This window comes from Streptomyces sp. NPDC004610, assembly GCF_040609715.1.
In the GTDB taxonomy this organism is placed as follows: Bacteria; Actinomycetota; Actinomycetes; order Streptomycetales; family Streptomycetaceae; genus Streptomyces.
This window is the reverse complement of sequence record NZ_JBEXLA010000038.1, coordinates 70,672-86,264: the sequence shown is the minus strand read 5'-3', so window position 1 is coordinate 86,264 and position 15,593 is coordinate 70,672. Positions and strand designations below refer to the sequence as shown.

Here is a 15,593-nt window from a genome sequence, read left to right as displayed (position 1 = left end):
ACAGGGTGCCCGGAGCGGCCTCCGCTTGACATGCAAGTATTTGCCTGCATAACGTTGAGTGTGCGATCAGAGAGTGACTCCGCGAGGGACCAGGTCTTCAAGGCGCTGGCCGATGACACCCGCCGCAGACTGCTGGACCGGCTGCACGAGCAGAACGGGCAGACGCTCGGTGAGCTGTGCGCGCGGATCGAGATGACCCGTCAGTCGGTGACCCAGCATCTGGCCGTCCTGGAGGCCGCGAACCTGATCAGCACGGTGCGGCGGGGCAGGGAGAAGCTGCACTACCTCAATCCGGTGCCGCTCCATGAGATCCAGGAGCGGTGGATCGACAAGTTCGAGCGCCCGCGGCTGCGCGCGCTCGGTGCCCTGAAGCGACGAGCCGAGGAAGCCATGACCGACAAGCCCACGTACATCTATGTCACCTACATCGCGAGCACGCCCGAGAAGGTGTGGGACGCGCTCACCGACGCCGAACTGACCGCCGCCTTCTGGGGCCACAGCAATGTCTCGCCGGACTGGCGACCGGGGTCCCCCTGGGCGCACGTCCGCACCGATGGCTCCGGCGTCGAGGACATCGTCGGCACGGTCGTCGAGAGCGACCGGCCCACCCGGCTGGTCACCAGCTGGGCGGACCCGGCGAAGGCGGAACAGGCGGACGCCTTCTCCCGGGTCACCTACGACATCCGGCCGCACGGCGACATCGTCCGGCTGACCGTCACCCATGAGGACCTGCCCGACGAGGGCGAGCTGGCGGATGTCTCCCTCGGCTGGCCGCAGGTGCTGTCCAACCTGAAGTCGCTGCTGGAGACCGGGCGGGCGCTGCCGCAGGCGCCGTGGCTGATGCCGTCGTCGTGACCTGGTGGTTGTTTCGGTCTTCTGGTCCGACGGGGGGTGACACGGCCGGACAGAGGGGCGGAGGGTGACACGACTGGACCGGTCCGCGGCGCGTGCCGCGCGCGGACCGGCCGGGCCGTCCCGTCCCTTCCGTCTACGTCACTGGCTTGCGGGCCGTCCTGAAGGCCGCACCGGCACAGGCCAGGCCCAGGATCACGGCGAGGGCTCCGATGACGACGTTGTTCCAGATGACGCCCCTGTCGGGGTTCGTGCCGACGATCCACGGCGCGATGATCATCCACACGCCCATCGCGCACATCGCCCAGCTCAGGCCGTACATGCGTTCCGGGGCCCTGGTGAATCCGAGGGCCAGCAGGCCGATCGCTATCCCCATGATCAGATTGTGGGTGGCGAGGGCGGGCTGATTGGCCGAGTAGTGGACTATCCACGGGGACGCCGCACAGTACAGCCCCAGCAGGAACACTGGTCCGTCCATGAGCGCCACATCGCGACCGCCGAGCATGCGGGCGTAGCGATCCCGCATTTCGGAGACATCAGGGTGGCTTGATATGTCACCTCTGGTGTGCGAGACATTGGCCATGAGTCGTCTCCCTTGTGACTGGCAGGCATTACCGCTTCTGGTGCGGTGTGCGGTAAACGCCGCATAAGTTCATTGTGCTCCCATTTCGGACTTATGTGTAGCGCTCAGGGAGAGTGGCCGATCGGTGAGGCGGCTGCCGGGGGAGGGGTGGGTGCCGGGAGGGGGTACCGGCACGCGGGGGTGGGTGCGGCACCCGGGGCGGGTGCGGCGCCGGGGGTGAGTGCGGTGATCGCCCTCGTGATCGCCCTCGTGTCGCCCGCTCCGGCGGAGTGCCCGGACCCCTCTGGTCGGCGGACCGGCAGGGTCGGTCGTCGCCTCACGCGCCCGCTGGTCGGCGCGTTCCGGACGGGCTCACCGCCGTCGCCCTCAACGCGGCCCCGGACAGCCGCAGTTCCCGGACCTCGGCGAGACGCGGTGCGCCGCAATCCCACCCGCCGGTCCGCGCCGCCGTGGAATACGGCCCGCATTCCGGGCCGTTCGCGGGTTTCGGGCTCCCGGCGTTCATGGAATTCAATGGTCCGCGATACGAGACCGGTCAAGTTTACCTTGACGCCCGGACAGGCGGCTGCGACGATCGAGGACATGATGATGCGACTGGACCTCACGCGGCGGCGCCATGTCGATCTCGCGCGCGTCTTCAGCGCCTCCTGTTGCTCCGTGGCCTGATCACCGCCCCGATCCGCCGCGCACACGCTCTTCTCTCCACCCCTTTCCCATTCCCCTCCGCATTCCGCGCACCCGAAATACCGGGACCCGTCCGTGGATCAACGTGGATCAATTCGGCGTGTCCGAAAGGGAAGTCGGTGACAGGAGTCCCAATGGACCACCCAGCCCCCGCAATTCACCGCCCGCACCGAAATGGGCACAGGGACAGGCACGGGAACGGGCAAGGGAACAGGCAAGGGAACAGGCAAGGGAACGGGTACGCGCACGGGACGGGACGGAATCACGGAGGGGGCCCGCCCCGGCCCACCGGCCACGCCTGACCCCTCCCCTCCCCGCCGGCCCAGCGCTTCGAACGACTGCGACCGCTCAGCCGCCGCACCCCGGGCGCCCCCGCTCTTCCCGTATCCCGAAAGAGGACCGCATGGCCACCGTCCTGTCCGTCTCCGGCAGCCCCTCCGCCTCCTCCCGGACCAACCGGCTGCTGCGCCACCTCGATCAGCGCCTGACGGCTCAGGGCCACGAGGTCATCCCGCTCGACGTCCGCACCATCCCCGCGGAGGCACTGCTCGGCGCCGACTTCCGGCACCCGGCGATCGTGGCGGCCACCGAGTTGTTCGCCCGAGCGGACGGGGTCGTCGTCGGCACCCCCGTCTACAAGGCCGCGTACTCCGGGGTCCTCAAGGCGCTGCTCGATCTGCTGCCGCAGTACGCGCTGGCCGGCAAGACCGTGCTGCCGCTCGCCACCGGCGGGACCACCGCGCATGTGCTGGCCATCGACTACGCCCTGCGCCCCGTCCTCAGCTCCATGGGCGCGGGCCACATAGTGCAGGGCTGGTTCACCCTCGACAAGGACATCACCGTCCACGATGACGGCTCCCTCACCGTCGCCGACGCCGCCACCGAGGCGCTCACCCAGGTCGTCGACCAGTTCTCGCTCGCCCTCGGCAGCAGGCCACTGCTGGCCGCCGCGAGCTGACACCGCCTCGTACACAGGCAGGCTCTGCCTCGTCGCAGGCTCTGCCTTGTCACGGGCTCTGGCCTCGTGCACAGACCCTGCCTTGCCACGGTCCGCCCTGCCACGGTCCGTCCCGCCACGGTCCGCCCCGATCGGAGAGAACCCCCGGTGCCCCTCACGTTCCACTGGTTCCTGCCCACCAACGGCGACAGCCGGCATGTCGTCGGCGGCGGGCACGGCAGCCCGGCCACCGCCTCCGGCCGCGACCGGCCGCCCACCGTCGCCTACCTCAGCCAGATCGCCCGCGCCGCCGAGGATCTCGGCTTCGCCGCCGCCCTCACCCCGACCGGCGCCTGGTGCGAGGACGCCTGGCTCACCACCGCGATGGTCAGCCGGCACACCGAGCGGCTGAAGTTCCTGGTCGCCTTCCGCCCCGGCTTCGTCTCCCCGACCCTCGCCGCGCAGATGGCGTCCACCTTCCAGCGGCAGTCCGGCGGACGGCTCCTCCTCAATGTCGTCACCGGCGGCGAGACCCACGAGCAGCGGGCCTACGGCGACTTCCTCGACAAGGACGACCGCTACCGCCGAACCGGCGAATTCCTGGACGTCGTGCGGCAGTTGTGGGCGGGGAAGACGGTCGACCTGGACGGCGCGCATCTGCGGGTCGAGGACGCGCGGCTCGCCCGGGTGCCCGACCCGGTGCCCGAGGTGTACTTCGGCGGGTCCTCGCCGATCGCCGGGGAGATCGCCGCGAAGTATGTCGATGTCTACCTCACCTGGGGTGAGCCACCCGCCCAGGTCGCCGAGAAGATCGCCCGGATCCGGCGGCTCGCGGCCCGGGAGGGCCGTACCCTGCGCTTCGGCATCCGTCTCCATGTCATCACCCGGGACACCGCCGGACAGGCGTGGGCCGAGGCGGACCGGCTCCTCGCCGGATTCGACCCGGAGACCGTGCGCGCCGTGCAGAGCGGCCTCGCCCGCAGCGAGTCCGAGGGGCAGCGCCGGATGCTCGCCCTGCACGGCGGCTCCCGTGACGGCCTGGAGATCCACCCCAACCTCTGGGCGGGCATCGGCCTGGTCCGCGGCGGCGCGGGCACGGCCCTCGTCGGCAGCCACACCGAGGTCGCCGAGCGCATCCTGGAGTACCACGCCCTCGGCATCGACGAGTTCGTCCTCTCCGGCTATCCGCACCTGGAGGAGGCGTACTGGTTCGGCGAGGGCGTCCTGCCCCTGCTGGCGGCCCGGGGACTGTGGCGGCATCCGGCGGGGGAGCCGGCGGGGGTTGGGGCGCAGGTGCCGTTCGCCCGGTAGTCCTTGATGGGTCCGAGGGGCGGACCGTCCGCATGGAACGGATCGGGCGGGGCCGTGACGCCACGTCCGGCAGCGACATGGCGGGGGAAGGCCGGTGGGGCCGACGATGCCGGAGGTGCCGACACGACAGCAGCCATGGCGGGTCGTGGCCCTCGGCCGGACGCTGGGCCGTCCGCACGACCACCGGTTGCACGCGCCGACGGTGCCCGACTGGCGCAAGGCCCGCGTCATCAACCCCGCGCCGCGCCCCGGCTCCGGGAAGCGGCCGAGGCCCGGCTCGGCGGCCCGGACCTCACCCCCGGCGAGGCGGCCCGGCTCCGCCGCAGGGCCGTTGACGGCCCGTTGACGTCCCGTGCTCGACAGGGCTCGTACTGGACAAGGGCTCGCCCTAGACGTCCCCCGCCCCCAGATGCCCCAAGTGCGCCTCCCGTACCGGTGCTGTCTGGGCCTGGATCAGCAGGAACATGCCCTCCCGGTACAGCCGCTGGGCCGGGCTGTCGAGGCTGGTCGCCCGGCCGCCGCCCGCCACCACCGCGGCCGTGGTCGCCGCCCGCATCAGATCGTGCGCGCGGACCCGCAGCGTGAGCCGCTCCTCGATCCGTTCCCCCGGCTCCGCCGACTCGGCCAGCGCGTACGCCCGCTCCCGCACCCCGTCGATCCGCTCCCGCAGCGGCGCCACGGTGGCCCGCGCCTCCTCGTCCAGCAGATCCAGCGCGGCGTAGGCGATACCGAACACCGCCGGGGACGCGTTCGCGCTGCGCGGCAGGTCGACGGCGGCGAACGCCTCGCGCGGGGTGCGCAGCACCACCGCCTCCTCCGGCAGCCACAGACCGTCCAGTTCCACGGCGACGGTCCGCGCCGCCGTCAGCGCCGCCAGCCGCAGTGGCTCCGACGCCCGCATCCCGGGCTGCTCCCGGGCGTCCGCGAAGGCCAGCACCACCTCGGCGCCCGCGTCCCCCTCACTGATCCCCGCGAGCAGCATCACCTCGTTGAGCCCCCAGCCGGTGTACCAGGGCACGGTCCCGTCGAACCGCCAGCCGCCCCGCTCGGCCGTCGCCCGCACCGGCACCCGGGGATAGGCCCGGACATGCGCGTACGCGATTCCGGCCAGCAGCTCACCGGTCGCCAGCGGACGCAGCAGCCGCTCCCGCACCGGTGCGTCGGAACGGGCGAGCAGCCGGACCGGCGTGTGGTGCTGGGTCTGGACGAACCAGGTCGCACAGCAGGCGCCCGCCAGAATCTCCGCGATCTCCCTCGCCACCGCGTCCGGCGCCCCCGCCCCGCCGTACGCCACCGGCGCGCTCACCCCCAGCACCCCGGACTCCCGGATCGCCGCGAGATGACTCGGGGGCACTTCCGTCCGGTCCACCCGCTGGGCCTGCGGGGCGAGCAGGTCATGGGCGAGGCGCCGGGCGCGGTCGACCAGGGGGTGCGGGGGTGGGGGTGGGGGCGTGGTGGTCATGGGGGTGATTCTCCGCCCCGGAGCCTCTTCATCCGGTCCGGCCCGGCGGGTGCACGGCTGATCAATGGCCGATCTGTGCCGGTACATCCCCTGTGCGGGGGCGCTACGTTGGGGCCATGTCATTACCGCCGCCCTCCGCACAGGGCACCGCACTGATCACAGGCGCCTCCTCGGGCATCGGCGCGGCCCTCGCACGGGCCGTCGCGGCACGCGGCTACGGCACCGTCCTGGTCGGCCGTGATCCGGTCCGGCTCGGTGAGGTCGCCGAGGACGCGGCGCGGCACGGCGGGCGCGTCGAGACCGTCGAAGCCGATCTGGCCGAGCGGTCCGGCCGACGGCATCTCGCGGAGCGGGTCGAGCGGTCGGGGCTGACCGTCGACATCCTCGTCAACGCCGCCGGGGCCGCCACCCGGACCAGCATCGCAGAATGCGATGTCGAATCGGAACTCGCGCATATCGAACTCAATCTGACCAGTGTGGTGGAACTCTGCCGCCGTTATGTGGACGGCATGCTCGCACGGAAGTCCGGGGCCATTCTGAATGTGTCCTCGGTCGCCGCGTTCCGCCCCTTGCCGGGCCAGGGGACCTATGCCGCCTCGAAAGCGTTCGTGCTCTCCTTCTCCCGCACCCTGGCTCTCGAACTCCAGGATTCCCCGGTCACGGTGACCGCGCTGTGCCCCGGCCCGGTGCCCACCGCGTTCGCCCGTACCGCGGGATTCAGCGAGGAAGAGATCGCGACCATTCCCAAGGTCATGTGGGTGGACGCCGACAAGGTCGCGGCCACGGCGATCAGCGCCATGGAGCAGGGCGCCGAACTGTGCATCCCGGGCCGCCCGAATGTGATCGACGCCGCGATGTGCCTCCAGCAGTCCCGGGAGGAGGCGTCACAGGCGGTGAGCCGGGCCGTGCCGCGCTCCTGAAATCGAGCCGGGCCGGGCCGGACCGTGCCGCGCTGCTGAGGTCAGGTGTCCGCCGTCCGTTCCACCATCGCCGGAAATCCCTCCGTGACCAGCCGATCCGGATAGGACGGGATCATCTCGACGGCCGTCCGCAGCCGCTCGTGCATGACCGTCAGGGTCCGGTGATCGGGGGCGCGGAACCAGTCGGCGAATTCCATTCCGAAACCCAGGGCGCACCAGACGTCCCGGTTCGCCCGCTCCCAGTTCCCGAGCGGCTCGGTGAACAGCACCGGGGTCGCCGCGTTGAGGGAATCGATGAGCGTACCGGCGCCGGGTTTGCCGATAACGGCACGGCTGCGCCGGGTCAGTTCGAAGGCGTCGGGCCAGCGGTCGCGGGCGGTGAACGACGGGGCGTGGGTGCCGGGGTCGGCCACGAGCCGGGGGAATCCCGGGCTGGGCGGGGCTGAATTGATGGAAGAATCCCTGGTCGCCCCACTGATAGCAGTGCAGACAGCGGAGATTGCACCGGTAGGTGAGCTGAAGACTCACCTCGTCCGGTATCCCGGACGCGTACAGCGGATCCGCGTCCAGTTCCCGCAGGGTCCGGGATCTGATCGCCACGGTACGGCGGAGATCTCGGAACTCGCGGGATTCGAGAACGCGTGAGATCCGGGGATCGGATAATTCTCCTTCCAGACCGCTCCCGAGGGACGGCGGAAGAGCGCCCCCGCCCTTCTCCCGGCCCCGGCGATCGAAATCCGCTGACCTCGGCATGGTCGGATCGTGTGATGAGCAAGGGCACAGCACCTCCACTTCCCCGGTAACCGCTCATGGCTTCGAAACCGTCCCGCCGCCTTGATCGCGGTCCGGTGGGCGGGCCGTACAGTGTCATTGCGCCGAAAGCCGATGGGACGCGTCGAAATCAGGGAGTGGGCGTGGAGAGCATCACCAAGAACCGGCAGACCCCGGGAACCCTGCGGGCCATCGCGGCCCGCGCCTATGGAGCCGACCGGATCCCGGAAGGCGACGGCTGGATCCAGGAGTTGGAGCACGGCTGGTTCAACGTCGCCTACCGGCTGCGCCTGCGCGACGGCTACGAGGCCGTCCTGAAGATCGCGCCCCCGCCCGGCGTCGAGGTCATGACCTATGAGCGCGGCGCCATGGCCATCGAACTGGCGGCACTCGACCTGATCGGCAAGCACACCGCCGTCCCCGTCCCCCGGGTCGACTTCGCCGACCGCAGCCACGATCTGTGCGACGCCGACTGGTTCTGCATGGCGTTCATCGACGGCGACAATCTGCATGTCGCCGGACCCGGCCTGACCGCCGCGCGGCTGGCCGCGTACAAGGAGCAGGTCGGCGCCGCCAATCGGGAGATCAACGAGGTGCGCGGTCCCGCGTTCGGGCCGCTCGCCGGGCCGGGCGACGCCTCCTGGCGCCGGGTCTTCACCGGCATCGTCGAGGATGTCCTCACCGACGGCGAACGCCGCCGCGTCGACCTCGGCTGGGACTACGGCACCGTCCGCGAGGTGCTGGCCGAGCACGCCCCCGGCCTGGACGAGGTCCGTGAACCCCGCCTGGTGGAGTGGGACCTGTGGCACGGCAACGTCCTGGTCCGCGACGGCCGGATCGTCTCACTCATCGACCATGAGCGGGCCTTCTACGGCGACCCGCTGATCGAGAACGGCTTCACCGGCATCGTCCTCCCCGACGTCGGCGACCCGGCCCCCTTCCTGCGCGGCTACGGCCACCCCCCGCTGACCGCGACCGAGCTGACCCGCCGCCGCCTCTACGCCCTGCACCTCGTCCTCGTCATGGTCGTCGAGACCGTCTACCGGGGCCACACCGACACCGCCCAGTACGACGTGTCCCGCACCCGGCTGGACGAGATCATGGGGCAGCTCGGCCGCACCCGTAAGTGACGGACACCGCCCACCGCCTCGCGACCGGCCCGGTGGGCGGGCTGCTGTGGCGCACCTGCGCCCAGACCACCGCCTCCGTCGGCGTCTACGGTGTCTACGCCCTGACGAACGCCTGGTTCGTCGGCCAGGGTGTCGGCGACCGGGCGATGGCCGCCGTCAATCTCACCGCCCCGCTGCTGCTGTTCCTCGGCGCGGTCGCCACCACCGTCGGAGCGGGCGGCGCCTCCCTGGTCTCCCGCGCCCTCGGTGCCGGTGATCCGGCCGCCGCCGCCCGCGCCACCGGCAACGCCTTCACCCTCTTCTGGTGCACGGCGCTCACGACCACCGTCCTCGGTATCGCCTTCCTCGACCCCCTGCTCGCACTGCTGGGCGCGCGCGGCGCGCTGCACGGCGACGCCCGCGCCTACGCGCTGATCCTGCTCTGCGGCGCCCTGGTGTCCACCGGCTTCTCCAGCCTGGTGCGCGCGGAGGGCGCCATCGGCTTCTCCACCCTGCTGTGGGTGACGGCCGTCCTCGTGCAGATCGCCCTCGACCCGCTGCTGATCCTCGGCTTCGGCATGGGCGTCGAGGGCGCGGCCCTGGGCACGGTCGGCGGGCAGGCGGTGGGCACCGCGATGAGCCTGTGGTTCTTCTTCGCCCGCCCCGGCCGCCCGTACCGCCTCGGGCCCGGCGCGCTGCGCCCGCACGCCGCCACCCTGCGCGCCCTGCTCGGCCTCGGACTGCCGTCCTTCGTCGCCGGGATCGGTGTCACCCTGCTGGCGCTGCTGGTCAACACCACCCTCGCCGCCACCGGCGCCCTCACCGCGCTCGCCGCCTACGCGGTGTGCGCCCGCGTCCAGACCTTCGCGATGATGCCCCACACCGGCATGGGGCAAGGGCTCCAGCCCCTCGTGGGCTACAACGCCGGACGCGGTCTGACCGCCCGGGTCACCCGCGCCCGCACCCTCGCCCTGCGTGCCTGTCTGCTCTACGGCATCGCCGCCGCGGCCGTTCTCGCGCTGCTGGCCGGGCCGCTCACCGCCGCGTTCCTCAACGACCCCGCGACCGAGGGCGAGGCCGCCCACGCCCTGCGGATCATCGCCCTCGGACTGACCGTCGCCGGGGTCGCCCCGCTGACCGCCGGCTACTTCCAGGCCCTGGGTCATCCCGGCCCCGCCTATCTCCTCACCCTCGGCACCCTGTTCGTCGTCAAGGCGCCGCTGGTGGTCGTGCTGGGCCACACCTCGGGCACCGACGGCGTATGGATCGCCCTCAGCGCCGGTGAACTCCTCAGCGCGGGCGCGGCCCTGCTGCTGCTCCGCCGGACCGGGGCGAGGGCAGCCGCCTCGCCCGCGCTCCCGGAGCGGGCCGTCAGCCGCTGACCCGGCACATCCGCCGGGCCAGCATCCGCAGCGAGCGATGCCCGGCGAAGCCCCCGGGACCCAGACCGCGCCGGCCCCGCGCGGCGAGCGCGGCCACGATCCCCGGAATCGCCGTCAGCGACCCGCCGAGCCCGAGATAGCTCTCCTCGCCGTCGATCCGCACCGGCCCGGAATTCCCCGCCGCCCCGAGGACTTCGGCAAGGGCCTTCTCGGCGGGAGACGAAGGAAAGGGCCCGCCGACCCGTACCGCGGATTCCGGCTCCACCCGAATCCTGGCCGGAACGACCCCGCTCGGATAAAGGGCGAACAATTCCAGCAGCTCACGCCGGATACCGTCCGGCGACAAAGGCCCGTCCGCGACGACCCGAGCGGAGAGAAACCCCTCCCCCTCGCTCATGGAAACGCTCGCCTCCCGCACCCCGGGTAGTGCGGTCAGCAACTCCTCGATCACCCCCGGATCGACCCAGGAACCGTCCACCCGGGCAAGTCCTTCGTGCGGGAAGACCCGCGTTCCGATCAGAACGGGAAACTCCGAGAACCGCGGATCGGCCCCACCCGCCACCGCCCCGGCGAGATCGGCGAACAGATCCAGCAGCGTACGGAGATCGGCCGCGGCCGGGCCGCCTTCCTCCATGACCAGCTTCAGCCGCAGCCGCCCCGCTCCGCGCGAAGCGCGCAGGGTCACCTCACCGCCGAGGGCCAACCCGTCGCGGCCCGCGTCGAGTTCGGCGTACCGGCGTTGGCGAAGAGCGCGGAAAGGGCCACCGAGTACGGCACGCGGTGGCGTCGCGAAATCCCGTCGAGGGCGGCATCCAGGCCCTTGTCCTCCCGCACCTCCCCGATCGCCCGCCGCTCCCCGACCGGCACGGGTGAGAGCGGCCGGTGATACATCCGCACCGGCATCAGCCGGGCCGCTGCCCGCCAGCGCGCCAGGGCCGCGGAATGGGCGGATGCGTACCGGCCGGAGTTTTCGGTGAGGGCACAGTCGAGGGGGGAAATGTGAATGGGAGGAAAGTCTCCCGGAGGTAAATCGTCGGCACACCTGTCCCCGGGAGCCAAGCGCAAGGGAGCCAAGCCCTCAGAAGACCCACCCACCCCCGACGAATCAACCCCCCACCCCACCTCCGCCACGAACGCCCGCTCGAACTCCAGCATTCCGTGCGCGTCCGTCACCAGATGGTGGAAGCAGGTGAACACCCCCGGTACCCGACCGTCCTGGCAGACCAGTCCGAACCGCACCGGGCAGCCGTCCGCCAGGTCGAAGACATGACCGCGCGGCCGGTGCCACAGTGCCCGCCCCGCCTCCCGTATCTCGCTCTCCGCCGCCACCGTCACCCGCACCAGCCACCGGTCACGGAACTCCGGCAGTGCGGGGACGGGCACCTCGTGCTGCCGGGTGGTGAAGCGGGTGCGCAGCGCGGGATGGCGGGTCACCAGCCGGTGCAGGATCCGTTCCGCCCGGTCGACGGGGAGGGGCGGGCGGGGCTCGATCACCTGGCACAGGGTGAAGTGATGGCGGGCGGCGCGCGGGGTGGCGTGGTGCTCCCACCAGGAGACCTCCTGCCCCCAGGACAGCGGAGCCTGACGGGGCGTCCTTTCGCTCGCGCTCACGCTCATCGAGTGAGCCTAACTCCGTGCCCGGGGTCCATGGCCGCGTCCCTGACCTGCATCGACGTAATCTCCACATCCGGCAACTGGTCTAAACCCTTGACTGGTACAGACCAAGGCGGTTGAGTGTGCGTCCACAACCCCCCACCACGGCCGCCCCCGACCGCCGTGACCGGTATGACACCGGCATGTGCGCTCAAGGTCGGCTCTCCTCCCGCCTTGTTCCGGGTGCGGCCGTGTCCTGAAAAGGAGTTCACTCCGTGAAGAGGCGCCGCATCTCCGCAGTTCTCGCCGCCGTCGCCATCGCTGCCTCCGTACCGGTGTTCCTCCCGGCCACGCAGGCGGTCGCGGCTCCCTGTTCCAGCTACTCCAACTGGGTCGCCGGGCAGTCCTACGCCGCCGGAGCCATCGTCCGCTACACCGACGGGAAGGCGTACATCGCCGAGCACGCCAACCCGGGCTACGACCCGACCATCAGCACCTGGTACTGGGAGCCGTACGCGTGTGACACCGGCACCCCCAACGCCAGCTTCGTGGTCAGCGAGGCCCAGTTCAACCAGATGTTCCCGAGCCGCAACTCCTTCTACACCTACAGCGGGCTGGTCTCCGCGATGAGCGCCTTCCCGGCGTTCGCCAACACCGGCAGTGACACGGTCAAGAAGCAGGAGGCCGCGGCCTTCCTCGCCAACGTCAGCCATGAGACCGGCGGCCTGGTCCACATCGTGGAGCAGAACACCGCCAACTACCCCCACTACTGCGACACCAGCCAGCCCTACGGCTGCCCCGCCGGTCAGGCCGCCTACTACGGGCGCGGCCCGATCCAGCTGAGCTGGAACTTCAACTACAAGGCGGCCGGGGACGCGCTGGGCATCGATCTGCTCAACAACCCCTGGCAAGTCCAGAACAACGCGGCCGTCGCCTGGAAGACCGGCCTCTGGTACTGGAACACCCAGAGCGGTCCCGGCACCATGACCGGCCACAACGCGATGGTGAACGGCGCCGGCTTCGGCCAGACCATCCGCTCCATCAACGGCTCCCTGGAGTGCGACGGCCGCAACCCCGCGCAGGTCCAGAGCCGGGTCAACAACTACAACCGGTTCACTCAGATCCTCGGAGTCTCACCCGGGAGCAACTTGTACTGCTGACGCGGTCCGGCGGGGCGTGATGTCATGCACCTGACCGATGCTGCATCCGACCCTTCCGCCCCGGACGAAGGACCCCGTCATGCGCACCCCCCACACCCTGCTCGCCACGGCCGTCGTGCTCGCCGCGTCGGCCGTGGCCCCCGTTCCGGCCGGCGCGGCGGCCCAGGCCGCCCCCGCCCCCGTCCCCACGCCCGGCGCCTACTACGTACAGAGCGCCGTCACCGGTCTGAACGCCTCCGACGCGGGCGGAGCCGTCGAACAGCACAACCCCAAGGGCAACGAGGACCGCCAGCAGTGGACCCTGCGGGTGAGTGGCTCGGGGCATGTCCTGGAGAGCGCCGACACCGCCGGGTCCTGTCTCGGCAGGTCCGGCGACCAGGCCGGAACCGTCGCCTGCGGCAGCGGCGACGCCCTGTGGGAGATCACCTCCGCCGGAGCGGACCGGTACACCCTGAAGGCCCCCGGCACCGACCGCCATCTCACGGTCGCCGCCAAGCCCTCCGGAGCCAACTACCCGGCCCGGCTCACCCTCGGCGGCTCCGGCACCCTCGCCACCTGGTATCTCACCCCGGTCACCCCCGCGACCCGCCCCATGCCGCCCGAGAGCGAGCGCACCCTGGACCAGGTCACCTTCCTCACCGCGCACAACGCCTACGCCAATGGCGTCGACGGCGGTTTCGCCCCGCCCTTCGTCAATCTGTTCCCCAACCAGTCGCGCGGCATCGAGCAGCAACTCGCTGACGGGGTGCGGGGGTTCATGCTCGACATCCATCAGACCCCGGACGGCGCGATCCTCTGCCACAACAGCTGCACCCTGGTCAGCCGCCCGGTCGCGCTCTGGGTCGACCTCCAGCGGATCGTGGACTTCCTCAGGGCCCACCCCGACCAGATCGCCACCGTCTTCCTGGAGGACTATGTCGACCCGGGCGTCCTGCGCTCCGAACTCGCCCGGGTCAATGGCCTCTCCGACCTCCTCCATCGCCCCGACCTGACCGGCGTCCGGCAGAACGGCTGGCCCAGGGTCGCCGATCTGATCGCCGCGAACGACCGCCTGCTGATCTTCACCGACCACAGCCGCGCCGCCGATCAGTCCGCGGGACTGACCCGGGACAGCTTCGGGGTGATGTACCAGAGCGAGTGGACCGTGGAGAACCACTGGTCCATGGGCTCCGGCGTGGGCGCCTCCGACTGGTCCTGCTACAGCCGCTGGTACGGGCCGGGCACCAACATCCCCCTGACCCGTACCGAGGGTGCCTTCAAGCCGCTCTTCGTCATGAACCACTTCCGGGACACCACCATGTCCGGCACCGCCGGGACCGACAACACCAAGCTCACCGACCGCGCCCGCCGCTTCTGCGAGCCCGCCGCCCGCAAGAAGCCCACCTTCCTCGCCGTGGACCGCTACGACCTGGGCAACACCAAGGCGGCGGTCGACACCCTGAACACCTACGTCTACCCGTGACCCCGGCGCACCGGCCGTCTCCCGACTCCCGACTCCCGTCTACTCGGGGTCGGGGAGGTTCTCCGTGCCGTAGCGCTCCATCAGTTCGGCCGGGGGCGCGGCGACGCTGAGATCGCGGACGGGAGGTGCCACCCCGGGTTCGGCGGGGGTGGCACTGGCGAGGAGGAGTTCCTCTATGCCGCCCGGAGTGAAGAAGAAGATCATCTTGACGGCGTGGTGGCCGCGGTTGCGGAAGCGGTGCCGGGTGCCGCGCGGGACGAAGAAGAACCCGCCGGGCCCGGCGGTCACCGTCTCGTCCCCGTTGAGGAACTCCAGCTCGCCGGAGATGACATAGAACGTCTCGTCGTGATCGTTGTGGACATGCGGTCCCGGCCCCCCGTCCGGCGGCACCGTCGCCTCCAGGAACGTCAGCGACCCGTTCGTCTCCCGCGCACCGGCCTTGAGGGTGTAGGTGTCGGCGAACACCCAGGAGGTCTGCCCCTCCCCGGCGGGCACATAGACCGCGCCGCGCTGGGTGTAGCGGGGATCGGCCGCGTACGGATCGATCAGGCTCATGGCTCTCCTTGTCGCTGAGCATTACTGAGCATCTCTGAGCAGCACTGAGCAGCAGTATCCTAACGATCGCTAGGAAACTATTCCGGTCCCATGACGGGGTGTCAACCACGCCCTCGATAGGCTGCGCGCAGGCGCTCCCGCACGGGCGGGGGCAGAAGGGGAGGCGGGCTCATGCCGGGTGGCCGGCCGCGCGGCTACGACCCCGAGCGGGCGCTGGACGCGGCCATGCTGACCTTCTGGACCCAGGGCTACGAAGGCACCGCCCTGTCCGATCTGACCGCGGCCATGGGGATGAGCGCCCCCAGCGTCTACGCGGCGTTCGGCGACAAGGAGACCCTCTTCCGCAAGGCCGTCGAGCGCTATATGGCGGGACCCGGTTCCTATCTGGGGGCCGCCCTCGAACAGCCCACGGCCGAGGCGCTGGCGCACACCTTCCTGCACGGGGCGGTGGAGGCCGTCGCCGGTGAGGACACCCCGCCCGGCTGTCTGGTGGTGCAGGGCGCGCTGGTGGTGAACCCGCGCTCGGCGTCGGTGCGCGCGTATCTGACCGGGCTCCGCGAGGACGGGGTGACCGTCCTCGCCGACCGGCTCGACTCCTTCCCGGGCACCGCCGGTCTGCCGCCCGGCACCGACTCCCGGGCCCTCGCACGGCTCCTGGTCTCGGTCGTCCAGGGACTCGCCGTCCAGGCCGCCTCGGGTGTGCCGCGCGAGGCCCTGCACACCGTCGCCGACCAACTGCTGGCCTGCTGGCCGCGCCGGGCGGACTGAACCCGCCCCGGGCGAGGGGGTTGTGACCCAGGTCACGGGAAGCG

16 protein-coding genes are annotated in these 15,593 nt (G+C 71.2%); 10 read left to right on the top strand and 6 right to left on the bottom strand.

The genetic code is table 11. From position 1 onward, the window contains the following. Positions 1–60 precede the first annotated feature (60 nt). Positions 61–855 (top strand): metalloregulator ArsR/SmtB family transcription factor, encoded by a 795-nt coding sequence (locus ABZX40_RS33320; protein WP_355742774.1) that lies wholly within the window; start codon positions 61–63, stop codon positions 853–855. A 133-nt stretch (positions 856–988) separates the two neighbouring features. Here ABZX40_RS33320 and ABZX40_RS33315 read toward each other — a convergent pair whose 3' ends face one another. After that, on the bottom strand, positions 989–1,435 hold the full coding sequence (locus ABZX40_RS33315; protein ID WP_355742777.1) for an SPW repeat protein: 447 nt from the start codon (positions 1,433–1,435) through the stop codon (positions 989–991). A 1,087-nt stretch (positions 1,436–2,522) separates the two neighbouring features. Between ABZX40_RS33315 and ssuE the strand changes: the two genes are divergently transcribed. The 3 genes from ssuE to ABZX40_RS33300 all read left to right on the top strand — a co-directional run bounded on the left by ssuE (position 2,523) and on the right by ABZX40_RS33300 (position 4,713). After that, entirely contained in the window at positions 2,523–3,077 is a 555-nt protein-coding gene (gene ssuE / locus ABZX40_RS33310; protein ID WP_355742780.1) for an NADPH-dependent FMN reductase, read from the top strand. 147 nt (positions 3,078–3,224) lie between these two features. After that, on the top strand, positions 3,225–4,367 hold the full coding sequence (locus tag ABZX40_RS33305) for an LLM class flavin-dependent oxidoreductase (protein ID WP_355742783.1): 1,143 nt from the start codon (positions 3,225–3,227) through the stop codon (positions 4,365–4,367). Between the two features lie 115 nt (positions 4,368–4,482). After that, complete coding sequence (locus ABZX40_RS33300) at positions 4,483–4,713, top strand: hypothetical protein (RefSeq protein WP_355742786.1); 231 nt, start codon at positions 4,483–4,485, stop codon at positions 4,711–4,713. 42 nt (positions 4,714–4,755) lie between these two features. Here the strand turns inward: ABZX40_RS33300 and ABZX40_RS33295 are convergent, their stop codons facing one another. Further along, complete coding sequence (locus tag ABZX40_RS33295) at positions 4,756–5,829, bottom strand: acyl-CoA dehydrogenase family protein (protein ID WP_355742789.1); 1,074 nt, start codon at positions 5,827–5,829, stop codon at positions 4,756–4,758. A 116-nt stretch (positions 5,830–5,945) separates the two neighbouring features. Between ABZX40_RS33295 and ABZX40_RS33290 the strand changes: the two genes are divergently transcribed. Further along, on the top strand, positions 5,946–6,749 hold the full coding sequence (locus ABZX40_RS33290; protein WP_355742792.1) for an SDR family NAD(P)-dependent oxidoreductase: 804 nt from the start codon (positions 5,946–5,948) through the stop codon (positions 6,747–6,749). Positions 6,750–6,790: 41 nt separating this feature from the next. Here the strand turns inward: ABZX40_RS33290 and ABZX40_RS33285 are convergent, their stop codons facing one another. Further along, entirely contained in the window at positions 6,791–7,162 is a 372-nt protein-coding gene (locus ABZX40_RS33285) for a hypothetical protein (RefSeq protein WP_355742795.1), read from the bottom strand. Between the two features lie 501 nt (positions 7,163–7,663). Between ABZX40_RS33285 and ABZX40_RS33280 the strand changes: the two genes are divergently transcribed. Both ABZX40_RS33280 and ABZX40_RS33275 read left to right on the top strand, forming a co-directional pair. Continuing rightward, a complete protein-coding gene (locus tag ABZX40_RS33280) occupies positions 7,664–8,650 on the top strand; it encodes an aminoglycoside phosphotransferase family protein (protein ID WP_355742798.1) in 987 nt (328 codons plus the stop codon). Then, positions 8,647–10,011 (top strand): MATE family efflux transporter, encoded by a 1,365-nt coding sequence (locus ABZX40_RS33275; protein WP_355742801.1) that lies wholly within the window; start codon positions 8,647–8,649, stop codon positions 10,009–10,011. Before ABZX40_RS33280 ends, ABZX40_RS33275 begins: the two co-directional genes overlap by 4 nt. Here ABZX40_RS33275 and ABZX40_RS33270 read toward each other — a convergent pair. Then, complete coding sequence (locus tag ABZX40_RS33270; RefSeq protein ID WP_355742803.1) at positions 10,001–10,645, bottom strand: hypothetical protein; 645 nt, start codon at positions 10,643–10,645, stop codon at positions 10,001–10,003. The genes ABZX40_RS33275 and ABZX40_RS33270 overlap by 11 nt on opposite strands. 47 nt (positions 10,646–10,692) lie before the next feature. Continuing rightward, positions 10,693–11,628: a condensation domain-containing protein gene (locus tag ABZX40_RS33265; protein WP_355742806.1), complete on the bottom strand. Its 936-nt coding sequence runs from the start codon at positions 11,626–11,628 to the stop codon at positions 10,693–10,695. A gap of 251 nt (positions 11,629–11,879) precedes the next feature. On the opposite strand from ABZX40_RS33265, the gene ABZX40_RS33260 reads away from it, so the two are divergent. Together ABZX40_RS33260 and ABZX40_RS33255 are read left to right on the top strand one after the other, a co-directional pair. After that, positions 11,880–12,764 (top strand): glycoside hydrolase family 19 protein, encoded by an 885-nt coding sequence (locus ABZX40_RS33260; protein ID WP_355742809.1) that lies wholly within the window; start codon positions 11,880–11,882, stop codon positions 12,762–12,764. Between the two features lie 79 nt (positions 12,765–12,843). Further along, complete coding sequence (locus ABZX40_RS33255; protein ID WP_355742812.1) at positions 12,844–14,226, top strand: phospholipase; 1,383 nt, start codon at positions 12,844–12,846, stop codon at positions 14,224–14,226. Positions 14,227–14,265: 39 nt separating this feature from the next. On the opposite strand, the gene ABZX40_RS33250 is transcribed toward ABZX40_RS33255, so the two are convergent. Continuing rightward, the gene (locus tag ABZX40_RS33250; RefSeq protein WP_355742815.1) at positions 14,266–14,781 is read right to left on the bottom strand and encodes a quercetin 2,3-dioxygenase; all 516 of its coding nucleotides are present in this window, start codon (positions 14,779–14,781) and stop codon (positions 14,266–14,268) included. A 171-nt stretch (positions 14,782–14,952) separates the two neighbouring features. On the opposite strand from ABZX40_RS33250, the gene ABZX40_RS33245 reads away from it, so the two are divergent. After that, positions 14,953–15,549 carry a TetR/AcrR family transcriptional regulator gene (locus ABZX40_RS33245; protein ID WP_355742818.1) on the top strand — a complete coding sequence of 199 codons (597 nt, stop codon included), beginning with the start codon at positions 14,953–14,955 and terminating at the stop codon, positions 15,547–15,549. Positions 15,550–15,593: the final 44 nt, after the last annotated feature.